This is a genomic window from Sphingobacterium siyangense, from assembly GCF_007830445.1.
Taxonomy (GTDB): Bacteria; Bacteroidota; Bacteroidia; order Sphingobacteriales; family Sphingobacteriaceae; genus Sphingobacterium; species Sphingobacterium siyangense.
The window spans coordinates 223,872-242,409 of the sequence record NZ_VLKR01000002.1; the positions used below are offsets into that span (position 1 = coordinate 223,872).

Annotated in this window: 11 protein-coding genes and 1 riboswitch; of the genes, 3 read left to right on the plus strand and 8 right to left on the minus strand. The window is 39.5% G+C overall.

From position 1 onward, the window contains the following. Window positions 1-56: 56 nt before the first annotated feature. The 3 genes from IQ31_RS03325 to IQ31_RS03335 are packed head-to-tail and all read right to left on the minus strand — an operon-like array spanning window position 57 to window position 4,532. On the minus strand, window positions 57-1,355 hold the full coding sequence (locus IQ31_RS03325; RefSeq protein ID WP_145327097.1) for an amylo-alpha-1,6-glucosidase: 1,299 nt from the start codon (window positions 1,353-1,355) through the stop codon (window positions 57-59). A gap of 30 nt (window positions 1,356-1,385) precedes the next feature. Beyond that, complete coding sequence (locus IQ31_RS03330; RefSeq protein ID WP_145327098.1) at window positions 1,386-3,140, minus strand: class I mannose-6-phosphate isomerase; 1,755 nt, start codon at window positions 3,138-3,140, stop codon at window positions 1,386-1,388. Window positions 3,141-3,194: 54 nt separating this feature from the next. Beyond that, window positions 3,195-4,532, minus strand: coding sequence for a sugar porter family MFS transporter (locus IQ31_RS03335; protein ID WP_088162039.1), 1,338 nt, complete (start codon window positions 4,530-4,532; stop codon window positions 3,195-3,197). A gap of 90 nt (window positions 4,533-4,622) precedes the next feature. On the opposite strand from IQ31_RS03335, the gene IQ31_RS03340 reads away from it, so the two are divergent. After that, the gene (locus tag IQ31_RS03340; RefSeq protein WP_232475551.1) at window positions 4,623-5,360 is read left to right on the plus strand and encodes a GntR family transcriptional regulator; all 738 of its coding nucleotides are present in this window, start codon (window positions 4,623-4,625) and stop codon (window positions 5,358-5,360) included. A gap of 68 nt (window positions 5,361-5,428) precedes the next feature. Here the strand turns inward: IQ31_RS03340 and IQ31_RS03345 are convergent, their stop codons facing one another. Further along, window positions 5,429-6,760 carry a glucosidase family protein gene (locus IQ31_RS03345; RefSeq protein ID WP_198385929.1) on the minus strand — a complete coding sequence of 444 codons (1,332 nt, stop codon included), beginning with the start codon at window positions 6,758-6,760 and terminating at the stop codon, window positions 5,429-5,431. Window positions 6,761-7,114: 354 nt separating this feature from the next. Between IQ31_RS03345 and IQ31_RS03350 the strand changes: the two genes are divergently transcribed. After that, window positions 7,115-9,445: a GH92 family glycosyl hydrolase gene (locus IQ31_RS03350; protein WP_088162038.1), complete on the plus strand. Its 2,331-nt coding sequence runs from the start codon at window positions 7,115-7,117 to the stop codon at window positions 9,443-9,445. 65 nt (window positions 9,446-9,510) lie between these two features. Here IQ31_RS03350 and IQ31_RS03355 read toward each other — a convergent pair whose 3' ends face one another. From IQ31_RS03355 to IQ31_RS03370, 4 genes are all read right to left on the minus strand, one after another. Then, window positions 9,511-10,692, minus strand: a complete 1,182-nt coding sequence (locus IQ31_RS03355) for a homoserine dehydrogenase (RefSeq protein ID WP_088162037.1) — start codon at window positions 10,690-10,692, stop codon at window positions 9,511-9,513. Between the two features lie 37 nt (window positions 10,693-10,729). Beyond that, entirely contained in the window at window positions 10,730-11,773 is a 1,044-nt protein-coding gene (locus IQ31_RS03360) for a homoserine O-acetyltransferase family protein (protein ID WP_145327099.1), read from the minus strand. 32 nt (window positions 11,774-11,805) lie between these two features. After that, a complete protein-coding gene (locus tag IQ31_RS03365; RefSeq protein ID WP_088162035.1) occupies window positions 11,806-13,116 on the minus strand; it encodes an O-acetylhomoserine aminocarboxypropyltransferase/cysteine synthase family protein in 1,311 nt (436 codons plus the stop codon). Window positions 13,117-13,371: 255 nt separating this feature from the next. Then, window positions 13,372-13,484: riboswitch (SAM riboswitch) on the minus strand. A gap of 181 nt (window positions 13,485-13,665) precedes the next feature. Then, window positions 13,666-15,693, minus strand: coding sequence for an FUSC family protein (locus IQ31_RS03370; RefSeq protein ID WP_088162034.1), 2,028 nt, complete (start codon window positions 15,691-15,693; stop codon window positions 13,666-13,668). A gap of 343 nt (window positions 15,694-16,036) precedes the next feature. Here IQ31_RS03370 and IQ31_RS03375 point away from each other — a divergent pair, with 343 nt between their 5' ends. Beyond that, window positions 16,037-18,487, plus strand: coding sequence for a TonB-dependent receptor (locus IQ31_RS03375; RefSeq protein ID WP_145327100.1), 2,451 nt, complete (start codon window positions 16,037-16,039; stop codon window positions 18,485-18,487). The last annotated feature ends 51 nt before the right edge of the window (window positions 18,488-18,538 follow it).

The window sequence follows — 18,538 nt, forward strand, 5'->3', positions numbered from 1 at the left end:
AAAAAAGAGCAGCAGGAAATTTCCTGCTGCTCTTTTTACATCGCGATAAGCTGTTTTTATTTCGTGCCAGCATGTTCTAGTAATTCGATAGCATCGTAAAGCACGCCTGCTTCACCTCTAAAAGTTCCTGAACCTTCTGGTTTATTATCTTTTGTGTACCATTCATAAAAACCTTTATTTTTGATAACACGGGCAAGCATCGGCTGTATTTGCTCATAAGCTTCCTGTTGAAAACCATTTTTAACGAGCTGCTGAATCATACGCCCACCGAACCAGGTCCAGTCCCCACCATTTTGATAACCATACGGATACATGCCCTTGTTTTTAAATGAACCTGCAGGATAAGTTGGGTACACGGTGAGTCCAATTGTTGCCGCACCAGCGTCTTTTACATTTTTAATCATTTTATCCAATGAAACTTTTATTTGCTCTTTGCTGAGTAAATTTGCCTCAATAGCGATAGCTGTTCCTCCATGATAATAGATTTGATTTTCATCAAAATCAGCCGAAAATGGAGAGCCTTTGATATAAATATGGGGAATAAACTTTTGGTTCTTTTCATCCCAAAGGTGTTTCATGGTGTTACTTGCTATGGAAGCTCTGATTTTTCCCCATTTTTCTTTTTTCTCAGGAAGTAGATCCATGTAGTTGTCAAGGGCGATCAAAAACATCGCATTGTCGTAGATGTCCAAAGCAATATGCGAATTTTCATCTAGATGTACACCCCAGTCATGCTCGGGTTGAACGTCGCCCCAATCAACCGTGGTTGCACCCCAAAGTAAACCATAAGTATCATTATAACGTTTGTCCAATAAAAATTGCAAAGCATGTTCCATGCGATCCTTTACAGTTGCATCACCAATTTTTTCATTGAGAAAAGCTTTGTCTTTAGTAGCAACGATATATTTGTGTACCGCTTGAATTAAAGAAGATTCCTGGTCTGTTTCAACGGTGTTTTTATGTGCAGCATAATCAGGAGCCAAGGAGCTGGTGATTGTGTAATAGTCCGATACGCCATTTTTTAAGCTGGACTTTTTGACAAAACCGTCGGCAATATTACCATCAGAACCTTGTAGTTTAAAGAACAAAGCCAATTGATCTTTGATCTGTTCATGGGGATGTACTTTTGTTGCTAAGGTGATAAATGTGTTGTAATCTCTAATCCATACCTCACTGTATCCATCCCCCGCATTGAATCCGCTTTTGATGATGTTCGTAGCCATATCTTTGACAATATGGAAACTGCTATCTTTTTGGATGCTGTCTTGTAAATTGTTCGTAGAAACTTTACTGCCCGCGTTTTGGCAGGACAGTAATAGGAGCGATGAAGATAATGCAAAAAATATAGTTCTCATTGTGCTGTTTGTTTATAATAAATGGTTTGATTAACATTTGGATTCTTTGACAAAAGATTGGATAACCTTGGCCTTACCGTTTCCTAAATTACGCAATGTATAGGACCCAGCAGCAGCAGGAACGGCAAAAGTCTCGGCATAATGGAAGACCCTTTTCATGCCATTTGCTGTCGTCAGCTCAATTGCCTCGCCCTCGACAAGCATCATGATATGACACTGTCCCTGCGTTTCAATCGAAACATTCTGATCGAATTCGTATCTAAAAACATCGTAGAAATGATCTTCATGCGTTGGCAAATGTATTCTTGTTGTTTGCGCATCAAGGACTTTTTCACTGGGCTGAGATAGCAGTGTGTTTTTTACGACATCACCTTTCCGGCTAAAATTGAGGTTAGCGAATGCTCTATCGATATTTAATGGACGTGGTTTCCCATCTAAATCGGGACGCACCCAGTCGTACATTTTAAAGGTATAATTATAAGGTGTTGCACTGATTTCGAGTACGAGATTGTTCACGCCGGAAGAATGTACGGTACCATGTGGAATCAAATATAACTGGTGTTTCTTGGATTCGAATTTTTGAACGTATTGCTCGATATCCATAGCTATTCCGCTATGGAAGCTCTCTTCTAAAGCTGAGCGAAATTTGTCTGCATCAATTGTTTGCTGAAAGCCCAGATACACTTGCGCGTCTTCTTTTCTATCAACGATATAATATGATTCGTCCTGTGTGAAGTTTTCTCCAAATTCTGCTTTTGCATAAGCTGGACTGGGGTGACATTGAATGGATAGGTTGCCGCCATCAAAGGTATCCAGGAAATTGAAGCGTATTGGGAATTCAACATCGAAACGTTGCTGTGCATGACCGAGTACATTGGCACTTTCTTGAAACATCAATTGATCGAATGAAATTTCGAGAGTATGTCCATCTGCTTCGAGCAAAATACCATTTTCTGGGACAATCATTTCGAAGGACCACGCATAGTTTTTGACATCCTGATCGATGCCTGTAAGGTGCTCTTTCATCCATTGTCCACCCCATACTCCGGGTTCAAAAGTTGGTCGTACGCGGAAGTAATTTTTGGACATGGCTTGCAAAGTATTGTGTAGATCTTTCCCTGTAATCCATGGTAAGTTGTGTGATGATTGTTGATCGGCAAGAATTTCGACACGGGACAAGATGGATCTTTTATGTCGGTTCAATATTTCCCAGTCGACAAAATAATAACGCTTATAGGTTTCCTTTTGATTGGTTTGTGTTGAACAGCCTAAATTTAAAGCTTCGCCCGCCCGCATGCGTTGAATAAGCACATTTTTGGGCAGATCAATAAACATCAGTTGACTAGACGTATCGACTAATGATGCGCCAGGACCATAAAAGATGGTATATTCACCTTGTTTTGAATTGGAGTTCGCTAATATTGTTTGAAAATCCGTTAGCTTTTTAGTATCAAAGTATTCAATGAGCTGAATCCCGGCCTTTTTTCCGAACAATGGGTCTTTGCCGCCTAGGTAGGGGGAGACAATATCCTGGATGGCTGATTCCGATTTTAAGGCAGAATCCATCGCAATAAATCGTGTGGCTATGCCCTGTTTTTCAAATTCTTGCTTTAGGTTGGGGATGATTGTGCCCCAGTTAACACCTACAAAACCATCAATGCTATGTATATTATGTGTAATGAGATGTGCAACAAGATCTTGGTAAGAATTTGATAAGGATCCTTGAACTGGAAACGTCGGTGCGATTTCGTACTGAAAAGGTTTTGTTTGAGTATTAGAATACATATTGATGTAATTTTTTATTGCAAATGAATGATGTTGAAGTAAATAGCTTTTTGCTTACTTGTTTGTTGATTTTTTGTTGTGTTTTTCAATCCAGAATTTTTCGATCTCCTCCAAAGGTTTGCCCTTCGTTTCTGGAAGAAATCCAAGTACAACAAGGAATGCGATGGCACAGAAAAATGCAAACAACCAGAACGTATAGCGGGCGCCCCAGGAAGCGAGAAGAATAGGCGTTAGTTGCCCCACGATCGCATCGGAAATCCACATCACCATAATACTGATACCCATGGCACGAGCCCGGATGGCATTAGGGAAAATTTCGGCTGCGACGACAAATTTTAGTGGGCCAATGGAAAAAGCAAAGAAAAATAAGAATGAAAGTATCGCGATAATCAATGCGATATTATTGACTTGACCTTGATTAAAAAGATAACCAGTAACCAGCAAACTCACGGTAGCACCCACAGTTCCCAAAAGATATAAGGGACGTCTGCCCCAATTATCAACCTTCCAGATTGCGAAGAAAGTAAATAGCACATTGGCGGCTCCAAAGAATAACTGGGCATGATAGGAATTGTTTAATGAAATACCTGATTCAAGCAATATGCTCGGACCATAATAAACAATTGCGTTGATTCCACTGAGCTGTGAAAATAAAGGGAGGAATAAGCCCAATAGAAAGGCCTTGCGATAAATAGGAGAGAACAGATCACGTAGATTTCCTTTCGAGGAAACATGGCTGACCTCTTGCATATCCGATAGTCCTAATGTGGCACTGATCGCTGCAACTTCAGTGTCTCGTCCATTTTTAGAAAGCCAACGCGGACTTTCAGGAATAAAGTAAACTCCAATGCATAACAATAAAGCCGGTATTGCGCCAACTAAAAACATAGTTCGCCACAGTTCATTTTGCTGGGCGGAGGTATATTCAAGAATCAGGTAATTGCTGATATAGGCAAATAAGATACCGAATGTAATAGCGAGCTGGTAACAGGTGACTGATCTTCCTCTAAATTTGCTTGGCGATATTTCCGCGAGATATAAGGGCACAACAATTGAGGCTATCCCAACACCCAGGCCCCCAATGCTTCTACTCGCAATCAATATGCTGTAAGAAGGACTGAATCCACAGCCAATTGCTGAGAATAAAAAAAGCAGGGCCGCAGTAACAAAGGCTGGTTTTCGGCCGTATTTATCTGTTAATGGTCCTGTGAAAAATACACCAACAATACAGCCTAGCAAAGCTGAACTGACAAAAACGCCCTCTTGAGCAGGAGATAGCCCGAAAAATTGCTTCACCAACGGCAAAGCACCGGCAATTACAGCCATATCGAAACCGAAAAGGAGTCCTCCAAGTGAAACGATACATAAAATGATGATAAATCTCTTTGACATCTGCGGTTTATATTAGTATGTATATACATACAAACATATGTCTATTTTTTTAATTATGCAAAAAATCTTATTTTAGCACAAGCAATCCAAATGATGAATTTAAAAATAGATCATAAAAGTCCTGTTCCGCTGCATATACAAGCTGAGAATTTGTTACGCGAATTAATTAAGCAGCCTGAATATATAGAGGGGAAATTATTACCCAATGAAATTGAATTAGCAAAAAGATTGGCAATTTCCCGTTCTACTTTGCGTTTAGCGATCAATAAACTGGTATATGAGGAGCTGCTAATTAGAAAGAAGGGGATAGGAACGAAGGTGGCTAGTTCTAAATTCAGTTCAAAATCCAAAAATTGGTTGAGTTTCTCACAAGAGATGAAAAATCGTGGGATTGAGGTGAAGAATTTTGAACTTCACGTCAGCTGGGTTGTTCCGGATAAAGCTGTTTCGAAGTTTTTTAATGTAGATGAGGATCAGAAGCTGTTAAAACTAGAACGTCTGAGAGGAAAGAAAGATGACCCATTTGTTTATTTTATCTCTTATTTCCATCCACGTATAGGTTTAAACGGCGATGAAGATTTTAAGCGGCCTCTATATGAAATCTTAGAAGCCGATTATCATGTCGTTGCAGATCTTTCTCAGGAAGAACTGGATGCAATGGCTGCAAATAAATTTATAGCGGATAAATTGGAGATTAATATCGGTGATCCTATTTTGTCCCGCAAGCGGTTTGTATTTGACCAATCTGGAAAGCCAATTGAATATAATTTAGGGTTCTACCGTGCGGAAAGTTTTACCTATACTGTTGAAAGCAGAAGAGATTATTAAGTGATTCACACATCCTTTTTGAATGGATAATAGGATGTGTGAATAGCTCATTTATTTATTCTTTTCTTTTAATGATTCTTTTCTACGGTAGTTTCTGCCCAGTTTTCTAAGAGCGCTATTGCTTTACTGAGCACTCCTGCTGAACCTTTGAATTTTCCTGATCCGCTAGGGACGTTATTTTGACCATACCATTCGTAAAATCCTTTGTTTTTCACAACCCGATCGATCATCGGTTGAAGTTCTGCATAGGCTTCTTGATAAAAACCGTTTGAAACGAGTTGCTGGATCATCCGTCCGCCGAACCAAGTCCAATCACCACCATTTTGGTATTGGTAAGGCTGAGCCATTCCTCCGATGAAAAATCCAACCGGATAGGTCGGGTATAAGGTCAATCCAATACTCGGCATGCCAGATAACCGCACGTTTTCCAGCATTTGCGTATTAACTGTTTTTATTTCTGAAAGGGAAAGTAACCCGGCTTCTATCGCGATGGCGGTGCCCCCATGATAATGAATCGTATTTTCATCAAATCCTTTTGGGATAGGAGATGTCTTAGGGTAGATATGAGGGATGAATTTTTGTTTTTTTTTATCCCATAAATGACGTCTACTGTTTGTTTCGAGACTCTTTTTTAATCCCTTCCATTCTGTCACCTTCGGAGAGTTGGGCTGAATATCAATCAATGTCTGCAATGCAATAATAAACATCGCATTATCATAAATATCGATCGCCTCATTGGAGAGCTCATTCCAGTCACAACCAAAGCTATCGTTGGGTTGTACATCTCCCCAATCTGCGGTCATCGCACCCCAAAGCAATTGATACTTGTGGTTGAACCGTTCTCTTTTCAAATAATCCAACATGAGTTGGATTCGATCTTTGACGGAAATTCCACCAATATTCTCCTCCAGGATACTGTAATCCTTTGTGTTCCGGATATATTTACCGAGCAGTTGGATGAGTGACGTTTCCTGGTCTGTTTCTACTGTATTTTTAAATCCAACATGGCCGGGCGCATTTTCTGAATAATAAGGTGTGTCATCGTGCCAGGTAAAATCCTTCTTAAGGACATAGCCGTCTACCATTTCACCATTGGGCTGTTGCATCTGAAAGAATACTAAAATGGCCCCCCTAATGTCCGCTTGGGACCGCTCTTCCAAGGCGGTTTCAATAAATGTATTGAGATCCCTGGCCCAAATCTGTGAGTAGCCACTTCCAGCATTGAAACCTTCTTTGATGACCTCGCGGGCAAGACTGTCGACATATTTTAAGTTTTGATCCGCTAGAATGCTTTTTGCCAACTTAAGTTGAGTTATACCGTCGGGTTTTGTTTGTTGTGCTGATAGTTGGGTTCCCAGTAACAGAAGTATTAGACTAAAAAATGGGGTGTTTTTTTTCATTGTGGTTTTATTGTAATTAATTAGGCTTGACAAGTGTATCTGTCAATAATTTGTATCTATTTCAGGGTTAATTTTCATCTACTTCAGGGTTTTGATCGAAGATCAGCCGTCTGATGTGTATTTTTTTTGAATTTATTTACTGGTTATATTTTAGTATGTATGTACAATCAAAGTTATGGAAAAATGTCAGTATTTAAGCTTTGATAACGCTTTATTTGATTAGTATTTAAAATTTTACAAATTTAGGTGTTGTGGGCCCTCTTTTTTCGTAGTTAAATTGAGTAAGAAAATGGAGTTCATGTTTATACATACTCTATTTTTTTGTAAGTTTGCTGTAGAACCTAATTGAGAACAATGGTAAAGCGTATCATTTATTATTTTTGTAGTTTATTTGTTAGTACGGCAGCTGTTTTTGCACAGCAGAAAACAGATTTGACCGTTTTTGTAAAACCTAATATCGGATCCGTCCATAGCCGGTATTTCTTTTATACACCAGCAGCAGTGCCTTTTGGAATGGCTAAGCTCGCTCCGAGCACAAATGGAAGCTATGGGAACAAGTCAGGCTGGGAAGCTGTGGGGTACGATGATAGGCATGGGTCAATAGAAGGATTCGCTAATTTTCACGAATTCCAGGTAGGTGGAGTGGTATTTGCACCATCCGTTGGAAAATTGAAGACAACCCCTGGTCACCTTGATCGTCCACAAAGCGGCTATCGTTCTGCTTTCGATAAGAAAGATGAGTTTGCTACTTCTGGCTATTACCGCGTCAAGTTAAAAGATTATAATATACTTGCGGAGCTCACTGCGACCAAGCGCGTCGGTTTTCATCGGTATACTTTTCCAAAAACTGAAGAAGCCAACCTTATTTTCGATATTGGCCATGTTATGGGGGAAAGTGGTCCGGTCGTTGATGCTGAAGTGAATTATGACAAACAGCACGTCTGGGGATATGTGGTTACCAACCCTGTATACGTACAAAAATATCAGCAGGGTGCTCAAGTTAAGATGTTTTTCTTCGCGGAGATAAACAAACAGCCTAAATCTTTTGGGACATTTAGAGATTCCACGACTTTCGATCAACATAGTCGTATAAAGGGAAAAGGGGCTGGCTTGTTCCTGAAATTTGATACCCAGGTAGGGGAATCTATCGAAGTCAAGACCGGTTTGTCTTATACATCTGTGGAAAATGCGCAGCTGAATTTGCTTAAAGAAGCAAAAGATATGTCGTTTGATGCGGCAAAGAAAAATGCCTTGCAAACCTGGAATAGTGAACTGGGAAGAATTTTGGTGGAAGGGGGCAAAGTGGACGACCGCATTAAATTTTATACTGGATTGTATCATGCTTTACTTGGTCGTGGGCTTGCAAGCGACGTCAATGGTGCATATCCCAAAAATGATGGCTCGGTAGGGCAGATTACCTTAAATAAACAAGGGCAACCTATTCATCATCATTATAATACCGATGCGATCTGGGGTGCATTTTGGAATTTGACACAGTTGTGGTCCATTGCTTATCCGGACTATTACAACGACTGGATTCAGAGTCAATTGTTGGTTTATCGCGATGCAGGTTGGTTAGGAGACGGTATTGCCAACAGTAAATACGTTTCCGGTGTGGGAACTAATTTCACAGGTTTGGCAATTGCATCGGCGTATAATGTGGGTATTCGTGACTATGATCTGAATCTTGCCTATGCTGCGGTGCGTAAAAATGAATTGGAAGCGAAGGACCGCCTGCCTGGGGCAGGAAAATTAGATGTAGGAGTTTTCGTTCGCAAGGGCTATTCACCCTATATAAAAGATGATAATGGTAGTCCCGAATTAATGACCAATGGATCTCCTTTTGGTGCTTCGCATACCTTGGAATATGCTTTTTCTGCTGCTGCCGCCGCACAATTTGCAAAATCATTGGGGCATCAAAAAGACTACATTAAATTTCAGGAATTATCCGATGGATGGCGCAATCTGTACGATACCACGACGAAGTTTATGCGACCAAAGGATAGTACTGGACGATTTATTTCAAACTTTAACCCGTATGAACCATGGCGTGGATTTCAGGAGGGAAATGCTTGGCAGTATACCTTCTATGTTCCGCATGTCCCACAGGAATTGGTTAAACTGGTTGGAAAGGACCTGTTTAATCAACGGTTGGATAGTATTTTTACGGTGTCGCAGAAGAATGTGTTTGGAGGCGGTACACAAATTGACGCTTTCGCAGGGATTGAAAGTCTTTATAATCATGGTAATCAACCGAACCTGCATATCTCCTGGCTGTTCTATTTTTCTGGTAGACCTGATTTAAGTCAGAAATGGGTACGGGCAATTTGCAATGAGTTTTATGGTAATGATGCAATACATGGCTATGGCTACGGACAAGACGAAGACCAAGGACAGCTTGGAGCATGGTATGTCTTGTCGAGTATCGGTCTATTCGATGTGCGAAGTCTCACCACCGAGAAGCCCGCGCTTCAGATTGGCTCGCCACTTTTCGATCGGGTAACGATACAATTACCGGAGAAATTAAGAAAAAATAAATTTATCATTCAGGTGAAGAAGGAGCAACCCAATAGTTATATTGTTGATCAGGTTCGGTTGAATAACCGCCTGTGGAAAGGTTGGCAGCTTCCTTTTGAACGCCTGGTAGAAGGTGGGATTTTAGATGTCAAGTTGAAAGGCAACTAAATTTAAGCAATAAAAAAATAGCCCCATTCGGGGCTATTTTCAAGGTAGGTTGGTTTGTTGATTGCCTACGCGATTTCAGCAATAAAATTGCCCTCTTGATCCAAATCGGCTTTGTGAGCTGCGATTTGTTGAAGATTAATATGTCCTATGACATATTTGAAATCTGGTGCGTAATATCGTTCTGTGATTTCACTGAAATTTAACTTTTCAATCAGCGTATCATCGGTGTATCTCAAATAAACCTTAATTAAATAATCTTGGCTATAATTTAATGTGCTGGATTCTAAATGTTTTTTATATTCATAACGGTATCCATAGCGCAGGGCAGCGATATCCGATAGTACAGCAGAACCCGTAGGGTGGCCACCGGCTCCTTTACCATAGAAAAATTGTTCGTCTGCAAAGGCCGCTTTTACCAATACACCATTGTTCTCATTTTCTACATTATAGAGCATGCTGTCTTTGCCTACTAGGCGTGGTAATACATAAAGTACAACTTTGTTGCCGTCGATTTCTTTTGCTGTTGGTATCAATTTGATCTTGAGGTTCTTTTCTTTAGCAAAACGAATATCTTGCTGTCCCAATTTGTCAATACCAATATTAAAGACATCGTCTGGTTTGACATAGATCCCGTACGCATGGGAAGCAACAATACATACTTTAAATTTTGGGTCAAATCCACCTACATCAAGGGTAGGATCTGTCTCTGCAAAACCAAGTTCTTGCGCTTTCTTTAAAGCATCTGTATATTGCTGGTTTTCATTGAAAACTTTAGATAAAATATAGTTGGAAGATCCATTAAAAATACCGCTGACAGAATGAAGTAATTCATTGTCATAGTACTCTTCTAAATTCCGTATAATGGGAATACTTCCGCAAACGGCACCTTCGTACAATAAACTGGTGCCGTATTCATGTTGAATATCAACCAGCTCTTCCAAATGGCTGGCAATCATTTTTTTATTGGCAGATACCACATTTTTTCCCGATTTCAAGGCACGAACAGTTAGTTGATAGGCTGCTTCGGCATCATCTATTAGTTCGACAACAGTATTAATTTCTGGGTCACCTAAAATTGTTTCGGCATCGGTAGAAAATAGATCTGCTGGTAGCGAGCGCTTTTTATCTCCGTTTTTAATGACAAATTTTTTGATTTCCAGATTAAGATTTTTGGTTTTGATGATATCGTAAAGACCTTGGCCTACTACACCAAACCCAAACATCCCTATTGTTAATTTATTACTCATATCTCTTCTTAAATTCTCTTATATATTATTTATTCTCTTATACTAATTCGTTGATGTATTCTTTTTGTTCCCGCAGAAAGCTGCTGATGATTTTCGTGAGTTTTTTTGTTTCGATCAAAAACCCATCGTGGCCATAAGTAGATTCGATCTCCTGATAGTGGGCATTCGGAATATGTTGAGCGATGAATTGTTGCTCTTGTGGAGGAAACAACAAATCTGTATTGACGCTCAGCACTAAAGTTGGACAGTCGATGCTCGCTAAAGCGGATTCGATAGATTTTCTTCCACGACCTAAATTATGGCTGTCCATTGCTTTGGTTAGGAAGTAATAGCTGTACGCATTATAGCGTTTTACCAATTTTTCACCCTGATAGTTTTGATAGGAGGATGCTTTATAATGATCGAGTTTTTCGTTATCATCCTCCTTTTGTGTGTTGGCATACGTTGTATAGTTGCGGTAAGACAACAGTGCCATAGCGCGTGCAACTTTTAAACCCTTAGCTCCGCCATCGGGATGATTCGCATAAAAGGTTCGATCAGTAGTAATGGCAAGACGTTGACTTTCATTGAATGCAATACCCCATGGTGAATGGACGGCATTTGTTCCAACGACGATTAGATGGTTGATGGCTATACTGCGTGATACGGCCCATTCCAATGCTTGTTGACCGCCCAATGAGCCCCCAATAAGGAGCTCTATTTGTTTGATATCCAGGTGGTCTGCAAGAAATTGATGTGCTTTGATCAAATCTCTTACTGTAAATTCAGGAAAAGATAGGTAGTAAGGCTGTCCAGTAGCTGGGTTTACAGATAGCGGATTACTGCTATTATATGCTGATCCTATGACATTGGCGCAGATAATATAATAATCGTTTGAATCAAATAATTCACCTGTTCCAAAAAGACCTGACCACCAATCCAGTACATCTGCATTGGCCGTTAGTGCATGGCAAACCCAGATCACATTACTGCGATCAGCGTTGGGTTTGCCAAATGTTTCATAACTGATTTGTAAATCAGTAAGCTCTCTTCCATTTTCAAATACAAAAGGCTCCGGGTGCAGATAAATATGCTTACTCATTTTACGTTTAAGTTTAAGCCGAAAAAATCTGATTATTTAATTTTATCAAAAGCTTGTTGTAAATCAGCTTTGATGTCATCAATATGTTCTATTCCTACAGAAAGACGTAATAAACCTTTGAATACTCCAGCATTGGCTTGATCTTCATCACTCAATTGTTGGTGAGTAGTCGCTGCTGGATGGATAATCAATGACTTCGTATCGCCAACATTGGCCAGGTGACTGATCAATTCTAAGCTGTCGATAAAGCTATTGGCCTTTTGTGCTGCGTCACCTTTGAGTTGGAAAGAAAGCACTGCACCATAGCCATTTTTAAGGTATTTTTGTGCGTTAGCGAAGCTCGGAGAGCTTTTTAAGCCCGGATAGTTTACTTTTTCTACCTGTGGATGCGCCTCAAGCCATTTAGCTATCTCTAAAGTGTTGTCTACATGGCGTTGCACCCGCAAAGACAGGGTTTCAAGTCCTTGTAGTAATAAGAATGAATTGAAAGGGGAGAGTGCTGGTCCGAAATCCCGAAGCCCTTCCACACGTGCCCGAATGGCAAATTGAATATTTCCAAACGGTCCGCCTTCACCGAAAACTTCGGAAAAAACTAAGCCATGATAGCCTTCAGATGGTTCGGAAAATTGAGGGTATTTTCCATTGCCCCAATTGTAGTTTCCGCCGTCGACGATGACACCACCTATGCTTGTACCATGTCCACCGATCCATTTAGTAGCCGATTCAACCACCACATTCGCACCATACTCCAAAGGTTTAAATAAATATCCCCCAGCTCCAAAAGTATTATCGACGATTAACGGTAAGTCATATTTTTTTGCTACTGCAGCAATTTTCTCAAAGTCTGGAATATTGAAACTTGGGTTTCCAATTGTTTCAACATAGATGGCCTTTGTTTTATCATCAATGAGGGCTTCAATTTTATCTGCCTCGGCGTCCGTTGCAAATCGAGCTTCGATGCCCAGACGTTTAAAAGAAACTTTAAACTGGTTGAATGTACCGCCGTATAAGTTGGATCCGGCAACAAAATTGTCACCACTTTCCAAGATATTATTTAATGCAATAAACTGTGCCGCCTGGCCAGATGCGACAGCAACAGCCGCGACTCCACCTTCCAGTGCCGCAATACGTTGTTCGAAAACATCCGTGGTAGGATTCATAATCCGTGTATAAATATTGCCGAACTGCTTTAATGCAAATAAGTTTGCGCCGTGTTCGGCATTTTCAAATACAAAAGATGTTGTTTGATATATAGGAACTGCTCTAGATCCCGTAGTAGGGTCAGCGACTTGGCCAGCGTGAACCTGAAGAGTTTCGAATTTTAAATTTTTGTTTGAAGACATAATATATCAGATTTTAAGGGTTCAAAAAGAAATTGCTAAGTAAAAAGAGAAGCATACACACCTCCTTGAAGGGTCTGTTAAATCTTTATCCAAGAAAAAGGAAATGATTCTTAACAAGCGTGGAAGTGCATATGCATACGCATTCGCATCAATACAGTTGTATGATGGCTTACACTTTCGCTTATCGTGCGGCTCACTTGTGTTGAACCTGAATTTTTAATGGACTTCAGTAGTTTAATAATCATTGTCTTATGTTATTTATATGCTCCAAAACGATATTGTTTTGGACAGGAATTGGCACCTTTTCAAACAAATTGAAGGTTGCCAGTGGGTCATTGAGCCAGTCTCTCGCCACTTCTTTATAAATCAAGACCTACTGATTAAGGGAGGTGTTGATTAGAAATCTTCTTTCGAAGACGATACAAATATAAACTCTTTTTTTATTAAAGCAAAAGAAAAGCTGTTTTTTAGTTAAAGGAATTTTGAATAACATACGGATCGGATCGCATATTGTTCGATGAAACTTGATAAGTAACTGCCAATCGGGTATTATGATTTCTTTAAGTTGATCCGTTCTGCAATTTGATTTAAATCTGTTAAAAGAGGTTTAAGTGCATCAATTCTACTATGGATATCATACGTCAGGTGGCGATTCGTCTTTTTGCTTAACGATAGCGAAAGACCCACCAAATGGGAGTTGACCTGATAAGAGAGTGCCTGAAAATGGTGTATATGTGACCAATCCATCCATTTGTGTTCGGGTTCTTTTTTCATTTGATTGATAGCGTCTGAAAACAGGGCCATGGCAGTCTGCGCTTTTTTGCGAGCCAGCCGTATATCAAACGAACTTTGTCTCTCGTCCGACAGACGGTTATTGATGATCTGGAAATAATGTTCGTTGTAAAGAGATACCTCTTTTGCCAGCTGAACCATGCCTGTGCTCTGGCGTACAGGGATCAAGAAATAACCTGCTATAGCCAAGAATGCTCCAATAAGTGTAAAAAGCATTCGGCTGCCTAAAATGAGATTGATATTGCCTTCAAACAAATTGAGTGCAATCACAATTCCCAAGGTAATAAAGATGACACTGACCATATAATTAGATCGATTGAATAAAAAGAATCCGAAAAGACCTAATGCAGCTATGGTAAGAAGAGCCGGGAGAAAATGAATAGCAATTAAGCAGAATATGCCAACGATTATACCCGAGAATGTGCCTACAATACGCTCTATATTACGCTTTTTTGTCATTGAAAATGCTGGTCTGGCAACAATAGCGATCGTCAGTAAGATCCAATAGGTATATTTAAAATCTAAAAATAAAATACCGATCAATGCGCCTGTTCCAAAAAGAAGAGCCATCCGAACGGCAAATCGAAAAAGCGGGTTATTCAGATGGAGTTTACTTTTTAGATCAGCAAGATTGCGCAAAGGTCGATTGATAAATTGTTGGTACTCACTGCTGTCAATCTTATCCTGGATTTCCTGATTTTGATAAAAAGCCACCTGAATTCGGTTGAGCACTTCAATAATTGCTTCGATGTTGCTTATGATCGAATATAATATACTTTTTGCTTGACCGGCCTGCTCTTCTTGAATTTCTTTTAAATCCTGTAAGAGGGCATTAATTTTAAAGTTATTGTGATATAATTGATGTGCATACCGAAACCTCTTGTTAGGTTGTGAAAAGCTATCAATTTCTAAAGCTAATAATTTGATTGTTTGACGGATTAAAGGGAGGCTGCCCGTGTCTGCAAGGTTTTTGCGAATCGCATCATAGTCGTGATCAAGTGCAATAATTAACTCATGGAGGTCAATTAACCCATAAACTTGACTGAGCCAATAATTGCTTTTATGCCACTGTTGGCTTATGATTTTTTTTTCTCGAAAAAGAAGGGACCTGATTTGTTCCTGCTGTTCGCTGATCTGGCCATGAATTTTGCCTACGCGACTGTACGTTATATTCAAAGGAATATCGGGATCGTAAGACTGGGATCGTATCAATAGAAATTGGGATAATCCATGAAAACCATTGGCCATCGCATGTTTTAGCGAGCGATAAGGTTGTATATAGGCCTGTAAAAGGCTAAAAAAGTAATATATAATGGATCCTGTTGTAATCTGTAAACTAACTGCAAGGGGGTGTTGCGGGGCCATTCCGATCACAAAACTCATGAGAATCAATGTCATGTTTCCAATTGCAGCATAACGAGCTCCAAAAATACCGTATAACGTACATATAAAACCGGCCGCCGCTAGCAATATAACCAAGGGCCAATGATACGGAAATACAATCGCTGTAAACAATGATGCAACGAAAAAGGTGGGAATACATACGAGAGCAGAAGAAAGTTTATCCTTTCTGTTTCCAGGAGGATCTGTGAGTGTTGTTAATAACGATCCGACACCGATTCCAATTGCCGTGCTCGCTTGCGCTCCCAATAAGTAGATCGCTAAACTTGGCAAGATGCTGATGGAAACATTACGTAATGCGTCTCCAGAATGCTCGCCATGCATAAATCGTATCATAAGGATATAAATACGGTAGAATCTTTTCTTCAATGATACAGTGCTCATTAATCAGTTTACTAATTTTCTGTGTAAAAATACAAATATTATGCTTAATATTTTTTGTATACAATTTATTTGTTTTGATTTTTGTTTATTTTTTGAATTTTTATTTTGATTCGATGTGCTTTTCTTGCGCTGTGCTTTTTGGAGATTCAAGATTAGCTGGGATGATTGTATCGGCTTTAGCATCGATCAGTGAGGGATATGGTTTACCGATGTTATTTGGTTGTCTACCGAGTGAATCGGACGATCTATCTATTTCTACTAGTCAACGTGTAATGAATACACGAGGTTTGTTGTCATTATTATGAAGTTGACTATCTAATCGATAGCCTAAAGAAATTACATTATGAAACCACAAAAAATTAAATTGCTCTTATTTTCTCTTATTTTATTCCTGTTTTCTATTGCCGGACCCGTTTCAGCACAGTCTGACGGCGGAAGATTACGTACAGTCGTTGTTGGACAAGACAACCAGCCTATTGTGGCTGCAAATATTTCACTATTTCGGAAGCCCAATGATATCTTGTTAAAAGGAACTTTATCCAACGAAAATGGAGAAATTGTGTTATCTGCGATTCCCGAGGGCAAGTATAGCCTACAGGTGTCCACGGTAGGGTATGCTATTTATCGTTCTGCTGAAATGGTTGTAAGTACGGGAGATCTCAAGGTGCTGGATACGATTCGTTTACAAATGGAAAGTAAAGTGTTGAGTGAGGCACAGGTGATCGGTAAGAAGCCATTGATTGAAAGTCATCTCGATAAAGTTGTCCTCAATGTCGAAAACAGTATTTTGGCAACAGGGAATAACGCATTGGAGCTCCTGCAAAAGGTTCCAGGAGTAACTTTAGACAACAAAAAGATCAATCTACGTGGAAAAAGTAATGTGATTATCATGATTGATGGTAAGCCTACTTATCTTTCTGCTGATGAAATATCGCGATTATTGGAAAATACGGCTTCCAATGCAATAGCGTCGATCGAAGTACTGACCAATCCACCCGCAAAATATGATGCCGCAGGGAATGCAGGAATCATTAATATTAAGACAAAGAAGAATACGCAATTTGGAAGTAATGTTAGTTTAAACCTCAATTTAGGGCAAGGTAAATATACAAAGGCGGATGGTGGCTTTCTAATAAACCATCGTAACAATTGGGTAAACTTATTTTCTTCTTATAACTACGCAAATGCCTTAGGATTTAATGATTTAGATATCGATAGGGCTGTAGATACCAAAACCGGGACGACTTTTTTTAATTCGGATTCTTATTCGAAATTCCGTTATCGAGGCCATAATTTCAAATTTGCGGCAGATTTTAACCTGGGGAAAGAGGAGGTTATTGGATTTGTGGTTAACGGTAACGTAAGTAATGGCCATTCAACACGCGAGGGAAGCAATCTGATCGCCTCTCAAAAAGGAAAGCTTGATTCGATTGTATTAGGAAGCAATTTGTCAGATTTTAAATACCATTACCTCACTTATAATCTTAACTATAAAAAGACATTTGATACCTTAGGGACTGAATTGACCATTAATGGGGATTATTCATATTCGAAAAATAATGACAATAGCACTGTTGGAAACCGTTTTTTGGACGCAAATTGGGCGGAATTTAAATCACCGAATATTTTCCGGAATGATATGCTTTCTAAGACAAAAATATTAGTTTTTAAAACCGATTTTGCGCATCCTTTTAATAAAACGACGAAACTTGAGGCGGGCCTAAAATATAGCCGCGTAAAAACAGATAATAATTTGTTGTATGAAGATCAGTATCAGCAAGGCGAGTTTGTGCCAAATAATGGTCAAAGTAATCAGTTTTTGTATAATGAAAATATAGCTGCAGCTTATTTCAGCCTAAATAAATCGTTCGGAAAGTTTTCGGTACAAACTGGACTGCGTGTTGAAAATACGAGCTCCCTGGGAAATTCAGTTACGCTAGGGCAACAAACAAAACGGACCTATACCGATTTTTTCCCATCAATATTTGTACAGCAACAGATTAATGATAATCACAAGCTTGGTGCGAGTTATAGCAGGCGTATTGACCGCCCTGATTATGGGTCATTGAATCCCTTTGTGTATTATTTGGATCAATACACGTATCAGTATGGCAACCCTTATTTAAATCCACAATATACTAATTCGTATGAAGTAAATTATACTTTTAAAGATCGCTATTTATTGAGTTTGGGCTACAAGAGGACCAACGATGCCATCACCCAGGTCATAGAAAGCAATTCGGAGACCAAAGCTATTGCACAGACAGACCGAAACCTGGCTTATTTTGATTATTACAACATGAATGTCAATATACCAGTTAAGCTTTTTAAATGGTGGAGTATTTCTAACAATGCCAGCGCTTTTTATAATAAGTTTAGTTTTGATGAGCACTCCGGAGCGCAACGCCAATTGGAAAAGTTATCTTTCCAGGTAAGTTCCAATCATGATATTCGAATTGGGGAAACAACAAATCTGGAGCTGACAGCCAATTATTTTTCGCCAGCAGTTTATGGGGTATTTAGTTTTCAGTCTTACTATGGTATCGATCTAGGGGCTGGAAAAACATTTCTCGACAAAAAATTGAATGTGAAGTTGGCTGTAAATGATGTGTTGAATACAAGAGGTCAGCGCAGATTGTCGAGTTATCAGGAAAATGGATACTATCGTATACGAAATGGATATGATAGTCGGGTTATCCGATTGTCAGTTTCTTATCGTTTTGGTAATATGAATATTAAGTCAGTCAATAAGAAGGCTGGTAATAATGATGAAGATAATCGATTAAAAAAATAGGAGCTACTGTTGTATGGGGAGAGAAGGAGCGAGAGATAGCGAAGGTTTCCC